Raw genomic sequence first — 15,447 nt, forward strand, 5'->3', positions numbered from 1 at the left:
GTGTCTCACTCCGATCAACGGACCCGACAGGAAGAAAGTTCCCCGCTACTGCTCCGATAAACCGCTCTGAACTGCGGTTTCCGTTACTCGCGTCTGAGAAGTTCCTGAGAACCCCACCCTGTCGGAACAGCCCGTGCGCGATGTCTCGGATGCGAGGCGTGCGGTTGCCGCTTCGTTACACAGGCCGTACCAAACCGTGGCGAATCAACCCGGCCACCACGGATAATGCGTCGGCCGCGAACTCCTCTGTGACCTCGCCGATGCCATCGGCGAGTGCGAGCAGTTCGACCAGCTCTTGTAACGGCAAACCGTCGGGGCGCATTCCCGCCACGAGTGCGATGGTGGACTCATCCACCTCGTGCTGCCAGCGCGGACCGTCGCCGCGATGCAGCCGCGCTACCTGCTGGTCCCAGCCGAATTCGCCGTGCAGATAGACCCGTTCCAGCGCGGTGGCCGAATCGACGACGAAACGTGAAGTCCAGGCCAGGTTTTCGGAGGCGGCAGCGCGGCGCAGCCAGGCCGAGCGCGCGAAGTACGCGGTGGCCTCGGCGCCGAGCGGATCGTCGAAGCCGTGGGTCAGGTCCTCGGCGAGCAATTCGGTCGGGCCGTCGATGGCGTGCAGGTAGACGAAGCCGAAGCCGATGCCATCGACGTCGGCTTCGGTGAAGGCATCGAGCCACTGTTCGGCGCGGGCCTGTGCGGCCGGGTCGCGCGGATCCAAACCCGCGTCGCGCAACCAGGTTCCGACATAGAGGGCCGGATCGGCGATATCGCGCTGGACCACCCAGGCGTCGACACCGTGCGCGGGCAACCAGGACGAAACCCGTTGGCGCCAATCCTCGCCGTCCACATGCACCCAGGCCGCCAGCATCGCGGCGGTGCCGCCGGGGGCGAGCAGATCGGAGGCCTGCGAGATCACCAATTCGCTTGCGCCGTCCAGGGCGAGGCCGGAGTCGCGGTAGGTGTGTTCGATGCGGGCGGGGCCGACGACGAACGGCGGATTGGCGACCACCTGGTCGAAGCGGCGACCGGCGACCGGTTCGAACCAGGATCCTTCGAGGAGTTCGATATCGAGTTCATTGAGCGCGGCCGTGGCCTCGGCCAGCCACAGGGCGCGGGCATTCACGTCGGTGGCGGTCACGCGATCGGCGTAAGCGGCGGCGTGTACGGCCTGGACGCCACAGCCGGTGCCGAGATCGAGCACCGAACCGACGCGGCGGGTCGGGGTGGCGCGCAGCAGCGAGAGCGAGGCATGGCCGACGCCGAGCACATGGTCCTCGCTCAGCGTGCGCTTGCGCATCGAATCGTCGAGGTCGGACAGGATCCAGCGGGTGCCACCGCCGGTGTCGAGCGGGCGCAGATCCAGGGCCGCGCGCACGTCGTCGCCATCGCGGGTCAGTAGGCCCGCCACCACCGCGCGATCGATATCCAGCGGTGCCAGTGCGGCGGCGACCTCGCGTTCAGGCAGCACGTCACCGAGCAGCAACAGACGGATCAGGGTGCCGAGAGCTCCGGCCGCGCGCGCGGCTCGGCGCACCGGTACCGGTTCGGAGCGGCCGAGCGCCGCGTGCGCATCCGGCCCGAGCACTTCCAGCAGCGTGTCGGCGTCGTAGCCGACGCGGGTCAGTGCGGCCCGCAGATCGGGGCACAGCGCGGTGAGCAGCGATCCGGTGGTCGTCTGGTTGGTAGCCACATAGGTACTCTGCCACCGCGACACGCCAGCAACCGAAACGCGTCCGTCGTGTCACCTGGTCCGGGCTCGCCGACCCGTGCCACGCGGGATGGCCGATGCAGGAGAGACGGCTGATGCCAGGAGACGGCCGACGCCGGACGAGATGGCCAGGGCCGGACGTGATGGCCGACGCCCGACGAGACGGCCAGCGCCGTGATGGCCGAGGCCGGACGAGAGAGACAGCGCCAGGCGAGAGGGGGCAGTGCCGCACGTGATGCCCGACGCCGGGCGAGAGGGTCAGTGCCGGACGTGATGGCTGACGCCGGACGAGACGGCCAGCGCCGTGATGGCCGACGCCGGACGTGATGGCCGACGCCGGGCGAGAGGGTCAGTGCCGGATGTGATGGCTGACGCCGGGCGAGACGGCCAGTGCCGGACGAGAGAGCTGACGCCCGACGAGACGGCCAGCGCCGGGCGAGAGGGTCAGTGCCGGACGTGATGGCTGACGCCCGACGTGACGGCCAGCGCCGTGATGGCCGACGCCGGATGTGATGGCCGACGCCGGGCGAGAGGGTCAGTGCCGGATGTGATGGCCGACGCCGGGCGAGAGGGTCAGTGCCGGATGTGATGGCTGACGCCGGGCGAGACGGCCAGTGCCGGACGAGAGAGCTGACGCCCGACGAGACGGCCAGCGCTGGACGAGACGGCCAGTGCCGGACGAGAGAGCCGACACCCGACGAGACGGCCAGCGCCGGACGAGAGGGTCAGCGCCGGACGTGATGGCCGACGCCCGACGTGACGGCCAGCGCCGTGATGGCCGACGCCGCCGACGCCGGGCGAGAGGGTCAGTGCTGGAGGTGATGGCCGACGCCGGACGTGACGGTCAGTGCCGGAGGTGATGGTCGGTGCCGTGATGGCCGACACCGGACGAGAGGGCCAGCGCCCGACGAGAGGTCGACGCCCGACGTGACGGCGAGCGCAGTGAGAGGGCAGCGCCGGACGAGACGGCCAGTGCCGGGACGAGAGGGTCGACGCCAGAGCAGACGGCATCTTGCCAGGTTCGGGCTGTCGGTATGGACCCCCTGCTCGGCGTGCGGGTCGGCGGTGCGGGCGCAGTCTCCTCAGCGCCCGCACGGATCAGACGCCGTTCGGGTCGCGCCCGGTGATGCAGTACAGGGCATCGGCGGGGTCCGACATGACGATCCAGTGCTCGTGGCGCTCGATGAGGGTCGCGCCGAGGGACTGGTGCCAGGCCGCGGTGGCATCGATATCGGCGGAGGCCAGGTCGATATGCGCGCTGGTCGGGCGGTCCTCGCCGAGGCGTTGCAGCAGAAGTTGTACGGGCATCGGCTCTTTCGCGCGCAGGCGGGCGAATTCGGGCAGACGGCCTTGGGTCAGGTCCCAGTTGGTGAGGGTGGTCCAGAACCGGGTTTCGGCGGCGTGGCCGGTGGGTCCGATATCGAGGCAGACCTGATCGAGGCGGGTCAGGGTGCCGTCCGGGGCGCGGAAGGCCGGTGCGGGTGTGGCTTTGGCGCGGCCGCTCGGGGTGAAGCAGAAGATCTGACCGCCGGGTGAGCGCAGAACGGCATAGCTCTTGTGGTTGGCGACCAGTTCGGCGTCGAGATCGAGCGCGATGCGGACCGCCGCCGTGACATCCTCGACATCGATATCGAGGTGCACACCGCCGAGTCCGGTCACCGCCTGCATCTTGACGCCTGCGGCCGCGAACAGTGCGGGATCCGGTAGGAGCGTGAGGAATTCGTCGTTGTCACCGCGCGGGGGCGAGAGCTGGGTGCCGGTGATCGTCGACCAGAACGTCGTGCATTCGTCGAAACGTTGTGTCGGGCGATCGAGGAAGGCCCAGACCCACCGAATCATGCTGTGTCTCCTGTTTCCTGCGGAAGCTCTCGTGTCGAGAGCGCCGTGCGATGGTGTCGCACCTTCCGCGCTTCGACGGCGTCCTGCACGCTATTCGGCGCAGGTGTGTCGCACATCACTGGCGCCGGGGGAGTTCCCGGCGCGTATCCCCGCCACACAGTAAGGGCAGCGCTTGATGCTGTCGAGGTAGTTTCCGATCGGCGTGTCTGGCACGATCTTGGCGGTTAATGGCATTCCGGCCACTCGTTCGGCGCGCGAAATTCCGGCAGTCTCAGCGGGTGACCGAACTGCGAACACCGCCGACGCCGGGACCTGTCGATACCGTGACGCGGCGGCTGCACCCCGCCTGGATCGTCGCCGGTGTGGGATTCATCGCACTGCTCGGCGCGGCCGCGTTCCGTTCGGTGCCGAGTGTGCTGCTGGATCCGCTGCACGAGGAGTTCGGCTGGTCGCACGGCACCATCGGGGCCGCGGTCTCGCTGAATCTGCTGCTGTACGGTCTGATTTCGCCGTTCGCCGCGGCGCTGATGGATCGGTTCGGCATTCGACGGGTGGTCGCGTGCGCACTGGTGCTCGTCGCGGCGGGCAGCGGGCTCACCGTATTCATGACCCAGCCTTGGCATTTGGTCGCGACCTGGGGCCTGCTGGTGGGTATCGGCGTCGGCTCGATGTCCATGCCCTTCGTGGCCACGATCACCGGCCGCTGGTTCGTGCGCCAGCGTGGTTTGGTGACCGGCGTGCTCACCGCCGCGGGCGCGACCGGGCAGCTGATCTTCCTGCCGCTGGTATCGGCGGTAGCGCATGCGCACGGTTGGCGGGTGCCCTCGGTGATCGTCTCAGGTGTCGCGCTGGCGGTGGTGCCGCTGGTCCTGTTGTTCATCCGCGACTTTCCCAGTGACGTCGGCGTTTCCGCCTACGGCGCCGAACCGGGCAGCACGGTCGGGCTCCGCGTCCCCGCCTCCGGTGGCGCGACCCGGGCACTGACCGTGCTGGCCACGATCGCGCGCAAACCCGGATTCTGGCTGCTCGCAGGCGGATTCGCGATCTGCGGCGCCTCCACCAACGGCCTGGTCGGAACCCATTTCGTCAGTGCCGCACACGATCACGGCATGCCGCCGACCACCGCCGCGAGTCTGCTGGCCCTGGTCGGCATCTTCGATGTGGCGGGCACCATCTTCTCCGGCTGGCTCACCGACCGGGCCGACCCCCGCTACCTGCTGGTCGGCTACTACACCCTGCGCGGCCTGTCGCTGCTGATCCTGCCGTCGCTATTCGCCCCGGACACCCAGCCGACCATGTGGGTCTTCATCATCTTCTACGGCCTGGACTGGATCGCAACGGTCCCGCCAACGGTCCTGCTCTGCCGCGAACTCTTCGGCGCCGACGGCCCCGTCGCCTTCGGCTGGGTCTTCGCCTCCCACCAGATCGGCTCCGCCATCGCCGCAACCGGCGCAGGCATCATCCGTGACCTCCAGGGCTCCTACACCCTGGCCTGGTACATCGCCGGCGCCCTATGCGCCGCAGCATCCCTCATGTCCGCCACCATCCCCCGCCACCCCTGACCTGACGAGAATGCGCCCATGCAGGTCTCTCTCGGAGTTTGCCTGCATGAGCGCATGGTGATCGCCCGTCCAGCTGGGGGCTGGGGTGGGTTAGGTGTCGATGGCGCGGTGGGGGCGGGATTCGATGGCGGTGTGGGGGCGGTCCCAGCGGCTGGGTTCGTCCTTGCGGCGGGGCGGGCGGTCATTGGCGATGAGGACCGCGATCCAGGGGAGGGGGATGGAGGCGGTGATGATCAGGATGGACAGCAGGGCGCTGCTGAACATGCTGTAGGCGACCGCGGCGAGGATCAGGCAGGGGATGCGGAAGGCCATGATGATGGTGTAGCGGCGGACCCGTGCGCGGTGCTGGTCATCCAGTGACGGCGCCGCCTCGGTGATCAGCAACGGATGCTTCTCGTCATTGCCCGGGAAGTAGCCGGTGGATTTGCGAGGAGGCTTCGGCATTGCCACGTCGTGGCGATCACCGCTGCCGATGTCGTCGGCGTGAGGGGAGTCGCCGTACTGCTGCATACCCTGAGTCTTCCACTGTCGAGTCCGGACCGCACATGGCCAGGTCAGCTGCACGAACGCGCGCGCGACCGACCGTGATCGGCCGAGTTCGCGCCGATGCGGCATCATGGAATCCGTGAGTAGCGACACTCTGGTTCGCCCGGATACGACCACCGACGAGACGACGGGCGACGACACCCCGAAGTTCTTCCACTATGTGAAGAAGGAAAAGATCGCCGAGAGCGCCGTCATGGGCACCCACGTGGTTGCTTTATGTGGTGAGGTCTTCCCGGTGACCCGCTCCCCGAAGCCCGGCTCGCCGGTCTGCCCGGAGTGCAAGAAGGTCTACGACGGCCTGCGCAAGGGCTGAGCCGACTCCGTCCGCGGTGCCGCAGCGCCCGGCGCGTGCCGATGCGCCCGGGCGGCATCGGCGTCGCTATCGGCTGCCCGTGTGATCGGCCCCTGAGCTTCTGGAGGGTTCGGGGGCTTCGCTGTGCCGAGATCATCGGGGTCGGCGCTGGACGCGTCGTCGGTCTCGCAGTCATCGTCGGTCTCGGAGTCATCTGATCCGTCACCACCCAACTGGTTGGACAACCATTCCTTCACTTGGTCGATGCGGGTGCTGCGGGCCGGCCAGAATTCCTGGACCGCGGCGTTGAATTCGGCGCCGAGGATCACCGCGAAGCCGAGGAAGAACGTGAACAGCAGGAAGGCGATCGGCGTGGCGAGCGCGCCGTAGCTGACGCCGGTCCTGGCGACCCAGCCCAGGTAGCGGCGCAGGCCTTCGCTGGCGGCCATGAAGAACACGCCCGCGACCAGCGCCCCGCCGAACAGCCGATGCCACGGCAGCGATTTGTGCAGCGCCAGCTTGTAGAGCGTGGTGAGCCCGATGATCAGCACGAAGCCGACACCCGGGTAGTAGAACGAGTCGATCAGCCGCAGCCCCGGCTCGCGCCAAGATTCCGGCAGCACCCGTCCGATCAATGTCGGGCCCAGGGCGATCAGCGGCAGCAGGAACACCGCCACCACCAGGAACAGCACATACAGCAGCAGTGCGAAGATGCGTTGCCACACCGGGTGCCGGGCGTCCTTCTGCCCGTGCGCCTCGACAATGGAATCCACGAAGGTCGACATCGCCGAGGACCCAGCCCACAGCGACAGTACGAACCCCACCGACACGTAGGCGGCGCGCCCGCGGCCGAGCACATCGGTGACCGTCGGTTCGATCAGATCGCTGACCACACTGGCACTGAACAGGTCCCGGCTGAACGCGATGATCTTCTGCTGGACGATCTGGACGGTATCGGGGCCGAACCATTCCCCCACGTAGCCGAGGCTGCCGAGCACACCGAACAGCAGTGGCGCCAGCGACATAGTCTGCCAGAACGCCGCAGCCGCGGATTTGGTGAAAATCGAATCGTTCCATGCCTTCACCGCCACCCGCACGACGAGTTTGCCGCCCTGTCGCGAGCCGTGCGCCATCCGCGCGGCAGCGCGCCGGGCATACATCGCCGCAGTGGGTTGCACGTCGCCACCGCCGCTGTGGATCGGCTGGTCGCCGGTCCCGGGGGACTCACGAGCTGGGGCACCATCGTCGGTCATGATGCCTACAGCATCGCGCATCCGAGCATATTGTTCTGGTTTGCCATCGCATCGCGTCGATGGGCAGCAGATGAACAGGGCGTTGCGCGCCGTTCGGATGTGATGCCCGTCGCCCACGCCGCGTCGGTTTGGCGACACGCCATGGGGGACAGCTAGGGTCGTCTGCGTGACTGTGTCGGGTGGCGCCGCTGTGGCGGGAGAAGCGGAAACACCGGGCGATTCGCAGACATCGCGGGCCGCGGGTTCCACGAGTGGTTCGCTACGTGCCTGGCAGCGCCGGGCGCTGATGAAATATCTGGCCACCAAGCCGAGGGACTTCCTCGCGGTGGCGACGCCGGGCGCCGGTAAGACCACCTTCGCGCTGCGGGTCGCGGCCGAACTGCTGGCCGACCGCACCGTCGACCAGATCACCGTGGTCGCCCCGACCGAACATCTCAAACACCAGTGGGCCCAGTCCGCGGCTCGCGCGGGCATTCAGCTGGATTCGCGCTTCTCCAACGCGACCGGCGCGACCTCCGGCGACTATCACGGCGTCGTGGTCACCTACGCGCAGATCGCCTCGCATCCCGCACGGCACCGGGTGCGCACCGAAAGACGTAGAACGCTGGTGATTCTCGACGAGATCCACCATGCGGGCGATGCCAAGTCCTGGGGCGATGCGACCGCCGAGGCATTCGGTGACGCCACCCGGCGGCTGGCCCTGACCGGAACCCCGTTCCGCAGCGATGACAGTCAGATCCCATTCGTCACCTACGAACCCGATGAAGCGGGTTTCCCGCGCTCGCGCGCCGACCATGCCTACGGCTACGCCGAGGCGTTGGCCGACGGCGTGGTCCGGCCGGTGGTCTTCCTCGCGTACTCCGGTGAGGCCCACTGGCGCGACAGCGCGGGCGAGGAGTATTCCGCCCGCCTCGGTGAGCCGCTGAGCGCCGAACACACCGCCCGCGCGTGGCGCACCGCACTGGACCCGGCGGGGGACTGGATGTCCAAGGTGCTGGTCGCCGCGGACACCCGGCTGCGCCAGCTGCGCGCGACCGGTATGCCCGATGCCGGTGGTCTGGTGATCGCCACCGATCAGGAGCGGGCCCGCGATTACGCCGAACTGCTGGAACACATCTCGGGGGACAAGCCCGCCCTGGTGCTGTCGGATGATCCCTCCTCTTCGGATCGGATCGCCGAGTTCAGCAATAACACCCAGCCGTGGATGGTCGCGGTGCGCATGGTGTCCGAGGGCGTCGACGTGCCGCGTCTCGCGGTCGGCGTCTACGCGACCAGCGCCTCGACACCGCTGTACTTCGCGCAGGCCATCGGCCGGTTCGTGCGTGCGCGCAAGCCCGGCGAGACCGCGAGCGTCTTCCTGCCGTCGGTGCCGGTGTTGCTCGATCTGGCCGCGCAGCTGGAACTGCAGCGCGATCACGTCATCGGCAAACCGCATCGGGAGAAGAACGGCCTAGAAGACGAACTGCTCATCGAGGCCAATAAGCAGCAGGACGAGCCGGGAGAGGACGAGCGGCCATTCGTCGCGCTGGCCGCCGACGCCGAGCTCGACCAGGTCATCTACGACGGATCCTCTTTCGGCACCGCGACTTTCGCCGGTAGCGCCGAGGAGGCCGATTACCTCGGCATTCCCGGACTGCTCGACGCGGACCAGATGCGAGCCCTGCTGCGGGAACGGCAGTCGCGGCAGTTGGCCGAACGCGGTGCGGCCGCCGCGCCCGATCCGGGCCCGCAGGTCGCCTCGGCCGCCGAGCGCGTCGCGACCGCCGACAAGCTCGGTGAGCTGCGACGTGAGCTCAATAGCCTGGTCGCCATGCACCACCATCGCACCGGGAAGCCGCACGGCGTCATCCATGGTGAGCTGCGGCGTGAATGTGGCGGTCCGCCAACGGCATTGGCAACCGCCGATCAGCTCGGCGAGCGCATCGCGGCATTGCGCCGCAAGTAGCTTCGGTCAGCGGGCCGCCGCGGAGACCGGCCAGGCCGCCATGGCGCAGTCGATGGACTGGGTGAGTTCGGCGTGGGTAGCGCCGTCGCGCGCGCGGATCGACAGGCCGTACAGGACCGTGGTGTAGAAACTGGCCAGGGCGGCGGTATCGGTGTCCGCGGGCAGATCACCTTCGGCGATACCGCGATCCAGACGTTCGCGGATGTCTTCGGTTGTCTCGCGCCGCTTTTCGATCAGGAAGTCGCGGATGCTCTGGCTGCGGGTGGTGTACGTGGAGCCCGCGAGCACGACCATACAGCCGTGCGGTTTATCCGCGACGGTGTAGGCGATCGCGTTGTCGCGCAACATCGCTTCGATGCTCGCGCGTGCCGTGGGTTCCTCCCGCAGAGCACGGGCGGTGTAGCCGCCTTCGGTCCGGCCGTAGAGGCCGATGGCCGCACGGAACAGCTCTTCCTTACCTCCGAAGGCCGCGTAAAGACTCGGTGAGTTGATGCCCATCGCCGCGGTGAGATCGCTCATCGACGAGCCCTCATAGCCGTGCTCCCAGAACACCTCCATGGCCTGGCGCAGGGCGACCTCGCGGTCGAAAGCGCGGGGGCGTCCTCGTTCGGCCATGTCCGATCCTTTCTGTGTCGATCGTTAAATATACCCCTTGACGCAGTCCGAGCCCGTGCGCTTAGCTATTTATGTACTGATCGACACAAAAATTGGAGGAGTCGCGATGTCGGATCTGACGGGCACGGTGGCGCTGGTGACCGGTGGCAGTCGGGGGATCGGCGCGGCCATCGCCCGGCACCTGGCCGATGCGGGCGCGGATGTGGCGCTGACCTACCAGAACAATGAGCTACAGGCGAAATCGGTGGTCGCCGAATTGGAGTCATCGGGGCGGCGGGCGGTCGCGATTCAGGCCGACAGCGCCGACGCGGGTGCCGTCGTCGCGGCCGTGCATCGGGTCGCGGCCGAATTGGGCAGGCTCGATGTGCTGGTCAACAACGCGGGCATCTTCCCTGCCAAACCGTTCGAGGAATTCACCGTCGAGGAGATCGATCGCGCACTCAATATCCATGCGCGTGCGGCGTTCGTCGGGGCGCAGGCGGCGGTCAGCTATATGACCGAGGGCGGGCGGATCATCAGCATCGGCAGCAACCTGTCCGAGCGCGCCGCGTTCGGCGGACTCGCGCTGTACAACCTGAGCAAGTCCGCGCTCAATGGCTTCACGAAAGCGCTTGCGCGCGAGCTGGGTCCGCGAAACATCACGGTGAATCTGGTGCAACCCGGTTCAACCGACACCGATATGAATCCGGCCGACGGCGACCACGCCCCGCAGCAAATCGGCCTGACCGCCCTCGGCCGCTTCGGCACCGCCGATGACATCGCCGCCACCGTTGCCTTCCTCGCCGGAACCTCCGGGCGCAGCATTACGGGCTCGATCTTCACCGTCGACGGTGGCACCAACGCCTGATCGTCGGATCCGCCGAATCTCCACCGGACAACGTGGACCTGGCTACCTCGAGAAATAGCGGCCGGGGGATACGCCGACGGCGCGACGGAAGGCGGCGACGTAGGCGCTCGGGGTGGCATAGCCCACGCGTCCGGCGATTCGGGCGATCGGCAAGCCCTCGGCGAGCAGGGGCAGCGATGCCGCGAGGCGGATCTGAGTCCGCCACTGACCGAAGCTGATTCCGGTCTCGGCGACGAACAGTCGGGCCAAGGTGCGCGGACTGGTGGCGACGGCGTTGGCGAACTCGCCGAGCGTGCGATCATCGGCGGGATGGCGAGTCAGCGCGTCGGCGACCTGTGCGGCTCGGGTGTCCACGGGTCGGCGCGCGCCGATCGAAACCACATCGACCGGCTCGAGCAGATCGAAGACCACCGCCTCCGCGCGTTCGCGTCGCGCGGCGGCGGTTTCGGGTTTGGTGAGGTAATCGAACAATTCGTGCAGCAGCGGGGATACACGGAGCATGGTCGGGGCGGCCCAGGAGACCGGGCACCGATCCGGTGCCACGAAGATGCCGCGCATGGTCGCACCCTCGGTGGTTCCGGTTCGGTGCCTGGTGCCGCCGGGGATCCACAATGCCCGCGTCGGAGGCAGCACCCAGTAGCCGTCGCCGATTTCAACGGCGATGACACCCCGTGCCGCCCAGGCGATTTGATGCTGCGGATGTTCATGGGTGTCGAACCAGTAGCCCGCTGGCACGACGCCGACACCCAACACCATGGCGGTATCGCCGATCGCGGCCGGGAGCACCAGGGATCCGCCGTGCGTCCGACGGGGCAGCCGGGGTTGACCCGGAATCAGGGCTTGGCCGTTCGGCGACACAGCTTGTCACCGTAGCCTGTCGTGGTCACCGCCGTTCGCTCCTAGCGTGAATCGCATGGCGATGAACTACTTCCACAGGCTCCTGTGCCGATCGGCGCTCTGGGAGCGCACGAGTGCGACGAAGATCGTCCCGTGGGCGCTATCGGGCCTCGACCTCGGTGCCTGCGCACTCGAGATCGGCCCCGGCTACGGTGCGAACGTGCGTGCTTTGCGTGAGCGTACGACCACGCTGACCGGAGTCGAAATCGACCCGGTGCTCGCCAGCCGACTGCGCACCCGGCACGGCAGCACGATGACCGTCATCGAGGGCGACGGCGCGGATATGCCCTTGCCGCCGAGGCAATTCGATTCGGTCGTGTGCTTCACGATGCTGCACCACCTCCCCACCGTCGACGAACAGGACGCTCTGTTCGCCGAGGCCCTGCGCGTCCTGCGCCCCGGCGGAGTATTCGCTGGCAGCGACGGCCTCGACGGCCCGATATTCCGCTTGATGCATCTCGGTGACACCTGCCTGCCGATACCGCCGGACCGCGCCGCCGACCGCCTCGCGGGCAGCGGATTCACCGACGTCGAGATCGAAACCGGGACAACGAGTTTCCGCTTCCGAGCTCGTCGCCCCGAATGACGCCCGCCGCGAATTGTCGGCAGCGCTTGTCGTCGACAAGATCAACAGGGTATGGCTGGCCTACCGCACCGGGGCTGTGCGCAAGGCGGCCTCGAAGTAATCCGCGGGGTCGAGGGCATTGAGCGGGGTCCACCGGGGTGATTCGACCGGCGCTGCCGGATCTTGTGGCGCCGCTCGGAAATAGCCTTGGAGGTCCAGGGCCAGGCGTGGGTCCTCGTCGACGCGGCGGGCCAGGTCGTAGTACAGCGCGAGGACGTGCACGCAGCGGGCGGAGCGCGCCGAGCAGGAGCAGTCCGTCCCGGCCAGCACGGGGGCGGGGCTGGTACCGGCGGTGACCAGGGCGCGGTGCATATCGTCGGTGAGTACCGTTGTGTCCGGGATGATTTCGGTGATCGCGATCATGGCCGGGCGGGACAGCGGCGCGACTTCGAGATGGGTTACCGAGGCTTGGCCGCCGCGGTGGATGGCGGCACGGATGACGTGCCCTTCGATGGTGGTCTGCACGCCATTGTTGCGGGCGATGCTGCGGGCCCGGGGCAGCAGCGGATCGGGACGGGTCTGGCGCAGGGGTTCGGCGAGGCGGACCCAGTCCATCCCCCAGGCGGTGTAGCCGAATTCATTGTCGGCCATCAGTTCTCCCTCTTGCGTCGCAGGATCTCGATGAGCTGATCGTCGTCGAGGCGGGCCAGCGCGGCGATACCGGCCGAATCGCCGAGGTCGGCGAGGGCGGATTTGCGCTCGTGCATACCCGCGATGTGTTCCTCGACGGTGGTACCCGAGGTGAGGGTGGTAATGGTGACGGTGCGGGTCTGGCCGATGCGGTGCACCCGGTCGGAGGCCTGGGCCTCGACGGCCGGATTCCACCACCGGTCGTAATGGATGACATCGGCGGCCCGGGTCAGGGTGAGTCCGGTGCCCGCCGCGCGCAGACTCAGAATCAGGACCGGCGGACCATCCTCGGCCTGGAAGCCGGTGACGATTTCGGCGCGCTCGGCCTGATCGAGGCCACCGTGGAAGAACGGCGCACGCACGCCGAACTGCTCGTAGAGGTGGCGGACCAGCAGGTCGCCGGTGGCACGGTACTGAGTGAATATCAGTGTCGGGTCACCGGTTTCGAGGTTATTGGCCACGATATCGGCGCACAGGTCCAGCTTTCCGGACCGGCCCGCCAATTCGCCGAGCTCGCCGGTGATCAGGCCCGGATGGTTACAGACCTGTTTGAGGGCGGTCAGTGCCGCGAGCACCCGGCTCTGCCGCTGGGGGCCGTGCCCGAAGCCGTCGTCGATGGCCTTGTCGAGCAGTTGGTCGTAGAGCCCTTCCTGTTCGGCGGTGAGGTCGCACAGCAGATCGCTGTGGATCTTCGCGGGCAGTGACGCGGCGACCTGTGCCTTCTTGCGCGCCAACAACACCGGCTCGACAGTGTCGCGCAACCGGGCCGCCGCGGCCGCCGAACCCTCGTGGATCGGCCGGACGAACCGCCGCCGGAACTGGGTGCGGTGCCCGAACAGTCGCGGCGTCACCAGATTCAGCAGGGCCCACAGCTCCTCGAGATGGTTCTCCACCGGCGTACCGGTCAGCGCGACGGTGGCCTGGGCCGACAGCGCCCGCGCGGCCTTGGATATCTGTGTGCGCGGATTCTTGAGCGCCTGCGCCTCGTCGAAAACGACCGTCGCCCACCGCTGATCGGCCAGTGCGCCGCCGTGCAGCCGCAACATCGGATATCCGGTCACCACAACCGTGCCGGGCTCGTCCGAGACCTCGCCCCCGCGCCACACCACCGGTCGCAGCCCCGGCGCGAACCGCGTGATCTCATGCGCCCAGTTCCCGACCAGCGATGTCGGACAAACCACGAGCTGCGGACCGGACCCACCCCGCCCGAGCAGAAACCCAATGGTCTGCACCGTCTTCCCGAGCCCCATCTCGTCGGCCAGCACCGCTGCGCCATAAGCCGCCACCGTCTCGTGTAGCCATCCCACGCCACGCGCCTGGTACGGCCGCAATCGCGCCTTCAGCCCCTCCCGCAATTCCGGCCGAACACACTGCGTTTCGCGCAATACCCGCACCGCACGCTCGGCGGATACGATCGACGTCCCCACCGCATCGGGTACAGCATGCGCGGCAGTGGGAAGCACAGGTCGCTTAGAGCGGTTCGCTATCAATGACGCTGAGTTGACCGAAGGCGCATCGTCCTGATCGCTCCCATCCTGAAGCACTGCGCGCCAAGCCAGTACGGACGGACCCGCATCGGTGAGGTTCAGATGCACCAGATCGTCCGGATCGACGAGTGCGCAGTCCACCTCGGTTACTTCGATCGCGCCATGTGGCGCCGTCGGCACCGCGAGCGCGAGGGTTTCGCGATCGCCCTCGGGCGCGCGGCCCGGGCCGGATCCGGTCCACGTCCACAGTGCGAACATGTGGCGGTCAGGGAGATATGTGGCCTGTGTGCTTGGCAGAGCGGACCCCTAGATCGTCGTATGGTGTACGGAGTATTGTAACAACGTACACGGTACCGGGTTAATTCCGAGAGGGTCACGTGACCGATCCCGACCAGGCGAAACAGCTGATGAGTCTGCTGTGGCGGCATGCAGTGCCACCGCGTTCCCGCGGCCGCGGGCCGAAGCAGACGGTGAGCGTCGATGCGGTGATCGCCGCCGCCATCGCCCTCGCCGATCGAGACGGGTACGACAAGGTGTCGATCCGCGCCGTCGCCGCCGAACTGGATCTGCGGCCGATGAGTCTCTACACCTATGTGCCGAGCAAGGATGCGCTGATCGTCTTGATGGTCGACGCGGTCGCCCACGAGGACGCGCCGATCCCGGCCGACCTGCCGGTCCGCGATCGCATGGCCGCGATCGCCGAACAGGTGCGTGCGGAGCTGATCGCTCATCCCTGGCTGCTCGAGGTGCCGCCGTGGCGGCTGGTGCTCGGCCCGGGACGGATGCGGCGCTATGAACGGCAGTTGGCCGCGATCGAGGGGATCGGGTTATCGGATCTGGCTATGGACCGCGTGATCGCGGTGCTCTCGGAATTCGCGACGGGTAATGCGCGGATGGTGATCGCCGGAATCCGCAGTACCGCGGAATCGACCGACGCGCAGTGGTGGGAGCAGCATGGTCCGCTGCTCACCGAGGTGATGTCGGTGGCGGAGTTCCCGATCGCATCGCGGGTCGGCGCGGCGGTAGGCGAACGCTATCAAGCGCCGTCGGACCCGGAGGGCGCCTTCGCCTTCGGACTCGCGAAGCTGCTCGATGGCATTCTCGCCGATCCCGCAGCGGCGTGAGCGCTTTCGATGAACAAACGCCGACAGCGGGCGACTTGTAGGTCGCCCGCTGTCGGTTCTATCAGCGATGTTCT

Annotated in this window: 14 protein-coding genes; 6 read left to right on the forward strand and 8 right to left on the reverse strand. The window is 67.8% G+C overall.

All coding sequences use genetic code 11. The features are described from left to right. Positions 1-175: 175 nt before the first annotated feature. On the reverse strand, positions 176-1,693 hold the full coding sequence (locus ACQP0C_RS14620) for a DUF7059 domain-containing protein (RefSeq protein WP_433733456.1): 1,518 nt from the start codon (positions 1,691-1,693) through the stop codon (positions 176-178). Between the two features lie 1,116 nt (positions 1,694-2,809). Further along, a complete protein-coding gene (locus ACQP0C_RS14625; RefSeq protein ID WP_433733457.1) occupies positions 2,810-3,550 on the reverse strand; it encodes a VOC family protein in 741 nt (246 codons plus the stop codon). A gap of 227 nt (positions 3,551-3,777) precedes the next feature. Between ACQP0C_RS14625 and ACQP0C_RS14630 the strand changes: the two genes are divergently transcribed. Continuing rightward, the gene (locus ACQP0C_RS14630) at positions 3,778-5,112 is read left to right on the forward strand and encodes an MFS transporter (protein ID WP_433733458.1); all 1,335 of its coding nucleotides are present in this window, start codon (positions 3,778-3,780) and stop codon (positions 5,110-5,112) included. Positions 5,113-5,202: 90 nt separating this feature from the next. Here ACQP0C_RS14630 and ACQP0C_RS14635 read toward each other — a convergent pair whose 3' ends face one another. Further along, the gene (locus ACQP0C_RS14635; protein WP_433734549.1) at positions 5,203-5,556 is read right to left on the reverse strand and encodes a DUF3099 domain-containing protein; all 354 of its coding nucleotides are present in this window, start codon (positions 5,554-5,556) and stop codon (positions 5,203-5,205) included. Positions 5,557-5,728: 172 nt separating this feature from the next. On the opposite strand from ACQP0C_RS14635, the gene ACQP0C_RS14640 reads away from it, so the two are divergent. Continuing rightward, positions 5,729-5,971, forward strand: coding sequence for a DUF3039 domain-containing protein (locus ACQP0C_RS14640; RefSeq protein WP_433733459.1), 243 nt, complete (start codon positions 5,729-5,731; stop codon positions 5,969-5,971). On the opposite strand, the gene ACQP0C_RS14645 is transcribed toward ACQP0C_RS14640, so the two are convergent. Continuing rightward, positions 5,947-7,083, reverse strand: a complete 1,137-nt coding sequence (locus tag ACQP0C_RS14645) for a YihY/virulence factor BrkB family protein (RefSeq protein ID WP_433734550.1) — start codon at positions 7,081-7,083, stop codon at positions 5,947-5,949. The two genes, ACQP0C_RS14640 and ACQP0C_RS14645, sit on opposite strands and share 25 nt — an antisense overlap. A gap of 406 nt (positions 7,084-7,489) precedes the next feature. Here ACQP0C_RS14645 and ACQP0C_RS14650 point away from each other — a divergent pair, with 406 nt between their 5' ends. Beyond that, on the forward strand, positions 7,490-9,148 hold the full coding sequence (locus ACQP0C_RS14650) for a DEAD/DEAH box helicase (RefSeq protein ID WP_433734551.1): 1,659 nt from the start codon (positions 7,490-7,492) through the stop codon (positions 9,146-9,148). A gap of 6 nt (positions 9,149-9,154) precedes the next feature. Here the strand turns inward: ACQP0C_RS14650 and ACQP0C_RS14655 are convergent, their stop codons facing one another. Then, a complete protein-coding gene (locus ACQP0C_RS14655) occupies positions 9,155-9,763 on the reverse strand; it encodes a TetR/AcrR family transcriptional regulator (protein ID WP_433733460.1) in 609 nt (202 codons plus the stop codon). 106 nt (positions 9,764-9,869) lie between these two features. On the opposite strand from ACQP0C_RS14655, the gene ACQP0C_RS14660 reads away from it, so the two are divergent. Further along, positions 9,870-10,610: an SDR family NAD(P)-dependent oxidoreductase gene (locus tag ACQP0C_RS14660; protein ID WP_433733461.1), complete on the forward strand. Its 741-nt coding sequence runs from the start codon at positions 9,870-9,872 to the stop codon at positions 10,608-10,610. A gap of 42 nt (positions 10,611-10,652) precedes the next feature. On the opposite strand, the gene ACQP0C_RS14665 is transcribed toward ACQP0C_RS14660, so the two are convergent. Beyond that, the gene (locus ACQP0C_RS14665; RefSeq protein ID WP_433733462.1) at positions 10,653-11,468 is read right to left on the reverse strand and encodes an AraC family transcriptional regulator; all 816 of its coding nucleotides are present in this window, start codon (positions 11,466-11,468) and stop codon (positions 10,653-10,655) included. Positions 11,469-11,523: 55 nt separating this feature from the next. Here ACQP0C_RS14665 and ACQP0C_RS14670 point away from each other — a divergent pair, with 55 nt between their 5' ends. Next, positions 11,524-12,093 carry a class I SAM-dependent methyltransferase gene (locus tag ACQP0C_RS14670; RefSeq protein ID WP_433733463.1) on the forward strand — a complete coding sequence of 190 codons (570 nt, stop codon included), beginning with the start codon at positions 11,524-11,526 and terminating at the stop codon, positions 12,091-12,093. Positions 12,094-12,153: 60 nt separating this feature from the next. Here the strand turns inward: ACQP0C_RS14670 and ACQP0C_RS14675 are convergent, their stop codons facing one another. Together ACQP0C_RS14675 and ACQP0C_RS14680 are read right to left on the reverse strand one after the other, a co-directional pair. Further along, on the reverse strand, positions 12,154-12,723 hold the full coding sequence (locus ACQP0C_RS14675) for a hypothetical protein (RefSeq protein WP_433733464.1): 570 nt from the start codon (positions 12,721-12,723) through the stop codon (positions 12,154-12,156). Further along, the gene (locus ACQP0C_RS14680; protein ID WP_433733465.1) at positions 12,723-14,507 is read right to left on the reverse strand and encodes a DEAD/DEAH box helicase; all 1,785 of its coding nucleotides are present in this window, start codon (positions 14,505-14,507) and stop codon (positions 12,723-12,725) included. The genes ACQP0C_RS14675 and ACQP0C_RS14680 overlap by 1 nt, the downstream gene beginning before the upstream one ends. Before the next feature lie 149 nt (positions 14,508-14,656). Here ACQP0C_RS14680 and ACQP0C_RS14685 point away from each other — a divergent pair, with 149 nt between their 5' ends. Next, entirely contained in the window at positions 14,657-15,373 is a 717-nt protein-coding gene (locus ACQP0C_RS14685) for a TetR/AcrR family transcriptional regulator C-terminal domain-containing protein (RefSeq protein WP_433734552.1), read from the forward strand. Positions 15,374-15,447 lie beyond the last annotated feature (74 nt).

The sequence above is a fragment of the Nocardia sp. CA-129566 genome (assembly GCF_050956075.1).
GTDB lineage: Bacteria > Actinomycetota > Actinomycetes > Mycobacteriales > Mycobacteriaceae > Nocardia.

Bases quoted from the DNA above. Each gene is read 5' to 3' on its own strand.
- ACQP0C_RS14625 (WP_433733457.1), bottom strand. From the start codon at position 3,550: ATGATTCGGTGGGTCTGGGCCTTCCTCGATCGCCCGACACAACGTTTC.
- ACQP0C_RS14630 (WP_433733458.1), top strand. From the start codon at position 3,778: ATGGCATTCCGGCCACTCGTTCGGCGCGCGAAATTCCGGCAGTCTCAG.
- ACQP0C_RS14635 (WP_433734549.1), bottom strand. From the start codon at position 5,556: ATGCCGAAGCCTCCTCGCAAATCCACCGGCTACTTCCCGGGCAATGAC.
- ACQP0C_RS14640 (WP_433733459.1), top strand. From the start codon at position 5,729: ATGGAATCCGTGAGTAGCGACACTCTGGTTCGCCCGGATACGACCACC.
- ACQP0C_RS14645 (WP_433734550.1), bottom strand. From the start codon at position 7,083: ATGGCGCACGGCTCGCGACAGGGCGGCAAACTCGTCGTGCGGGTGGCG.
- ACQP0C_RS14650 (WP_433734551.1), top strand. From the start codon at position 7,490: ATGAAATATCTGGCCACCAAGCCGAGGGACTTCCTCGCGGTGGCGACG.
- ACQP0C_RS14655 (WP_433733460.1), bottom strand. From the start codon at position 9,763: ATGGCCGAACGAGGACGCCCCCGCGCTTTCGACCGCGAGGTCGCCCTG.
- ACQP0C_RS14660 (WP_433733461.1), top strand. From the start codon at position 9,870: ATGTCGGATCTGACGGGCACGGTGGCGCTGGTGACCGGTGGCAGTCGG.
- ACQP0C_RS14670 (WP_433733463.1), top strand. From the start codon at position 11,524: ATGGCGATGAACTACTTCCACAGGCTCCTGTGCCGATCGGCGCTCTGG.
- ACQP0C_RS14675 (WP_433733464.1), bottom strand. From the start codon at position 12,723: ATGGCCGACAATGAATTCGGCTACACCGCCTGGGGGATGGACTGGGTC.
- ACQP0C_RS14680 (WP_433733465.1), bottom strand. From the start codon at position 14,507: ATGTTCGCACTGTGGACGTGGACCGGATCCGGCCCGGGCCGCGCGCCC.
- ACQP0C_RS14685 (WP_433734552.1), top strand. From the start codon at position 14,657: ATGAGTCTGCTGTGGCGGCATGCAGTGCCACCGCGTTCCCGCGGCCGC.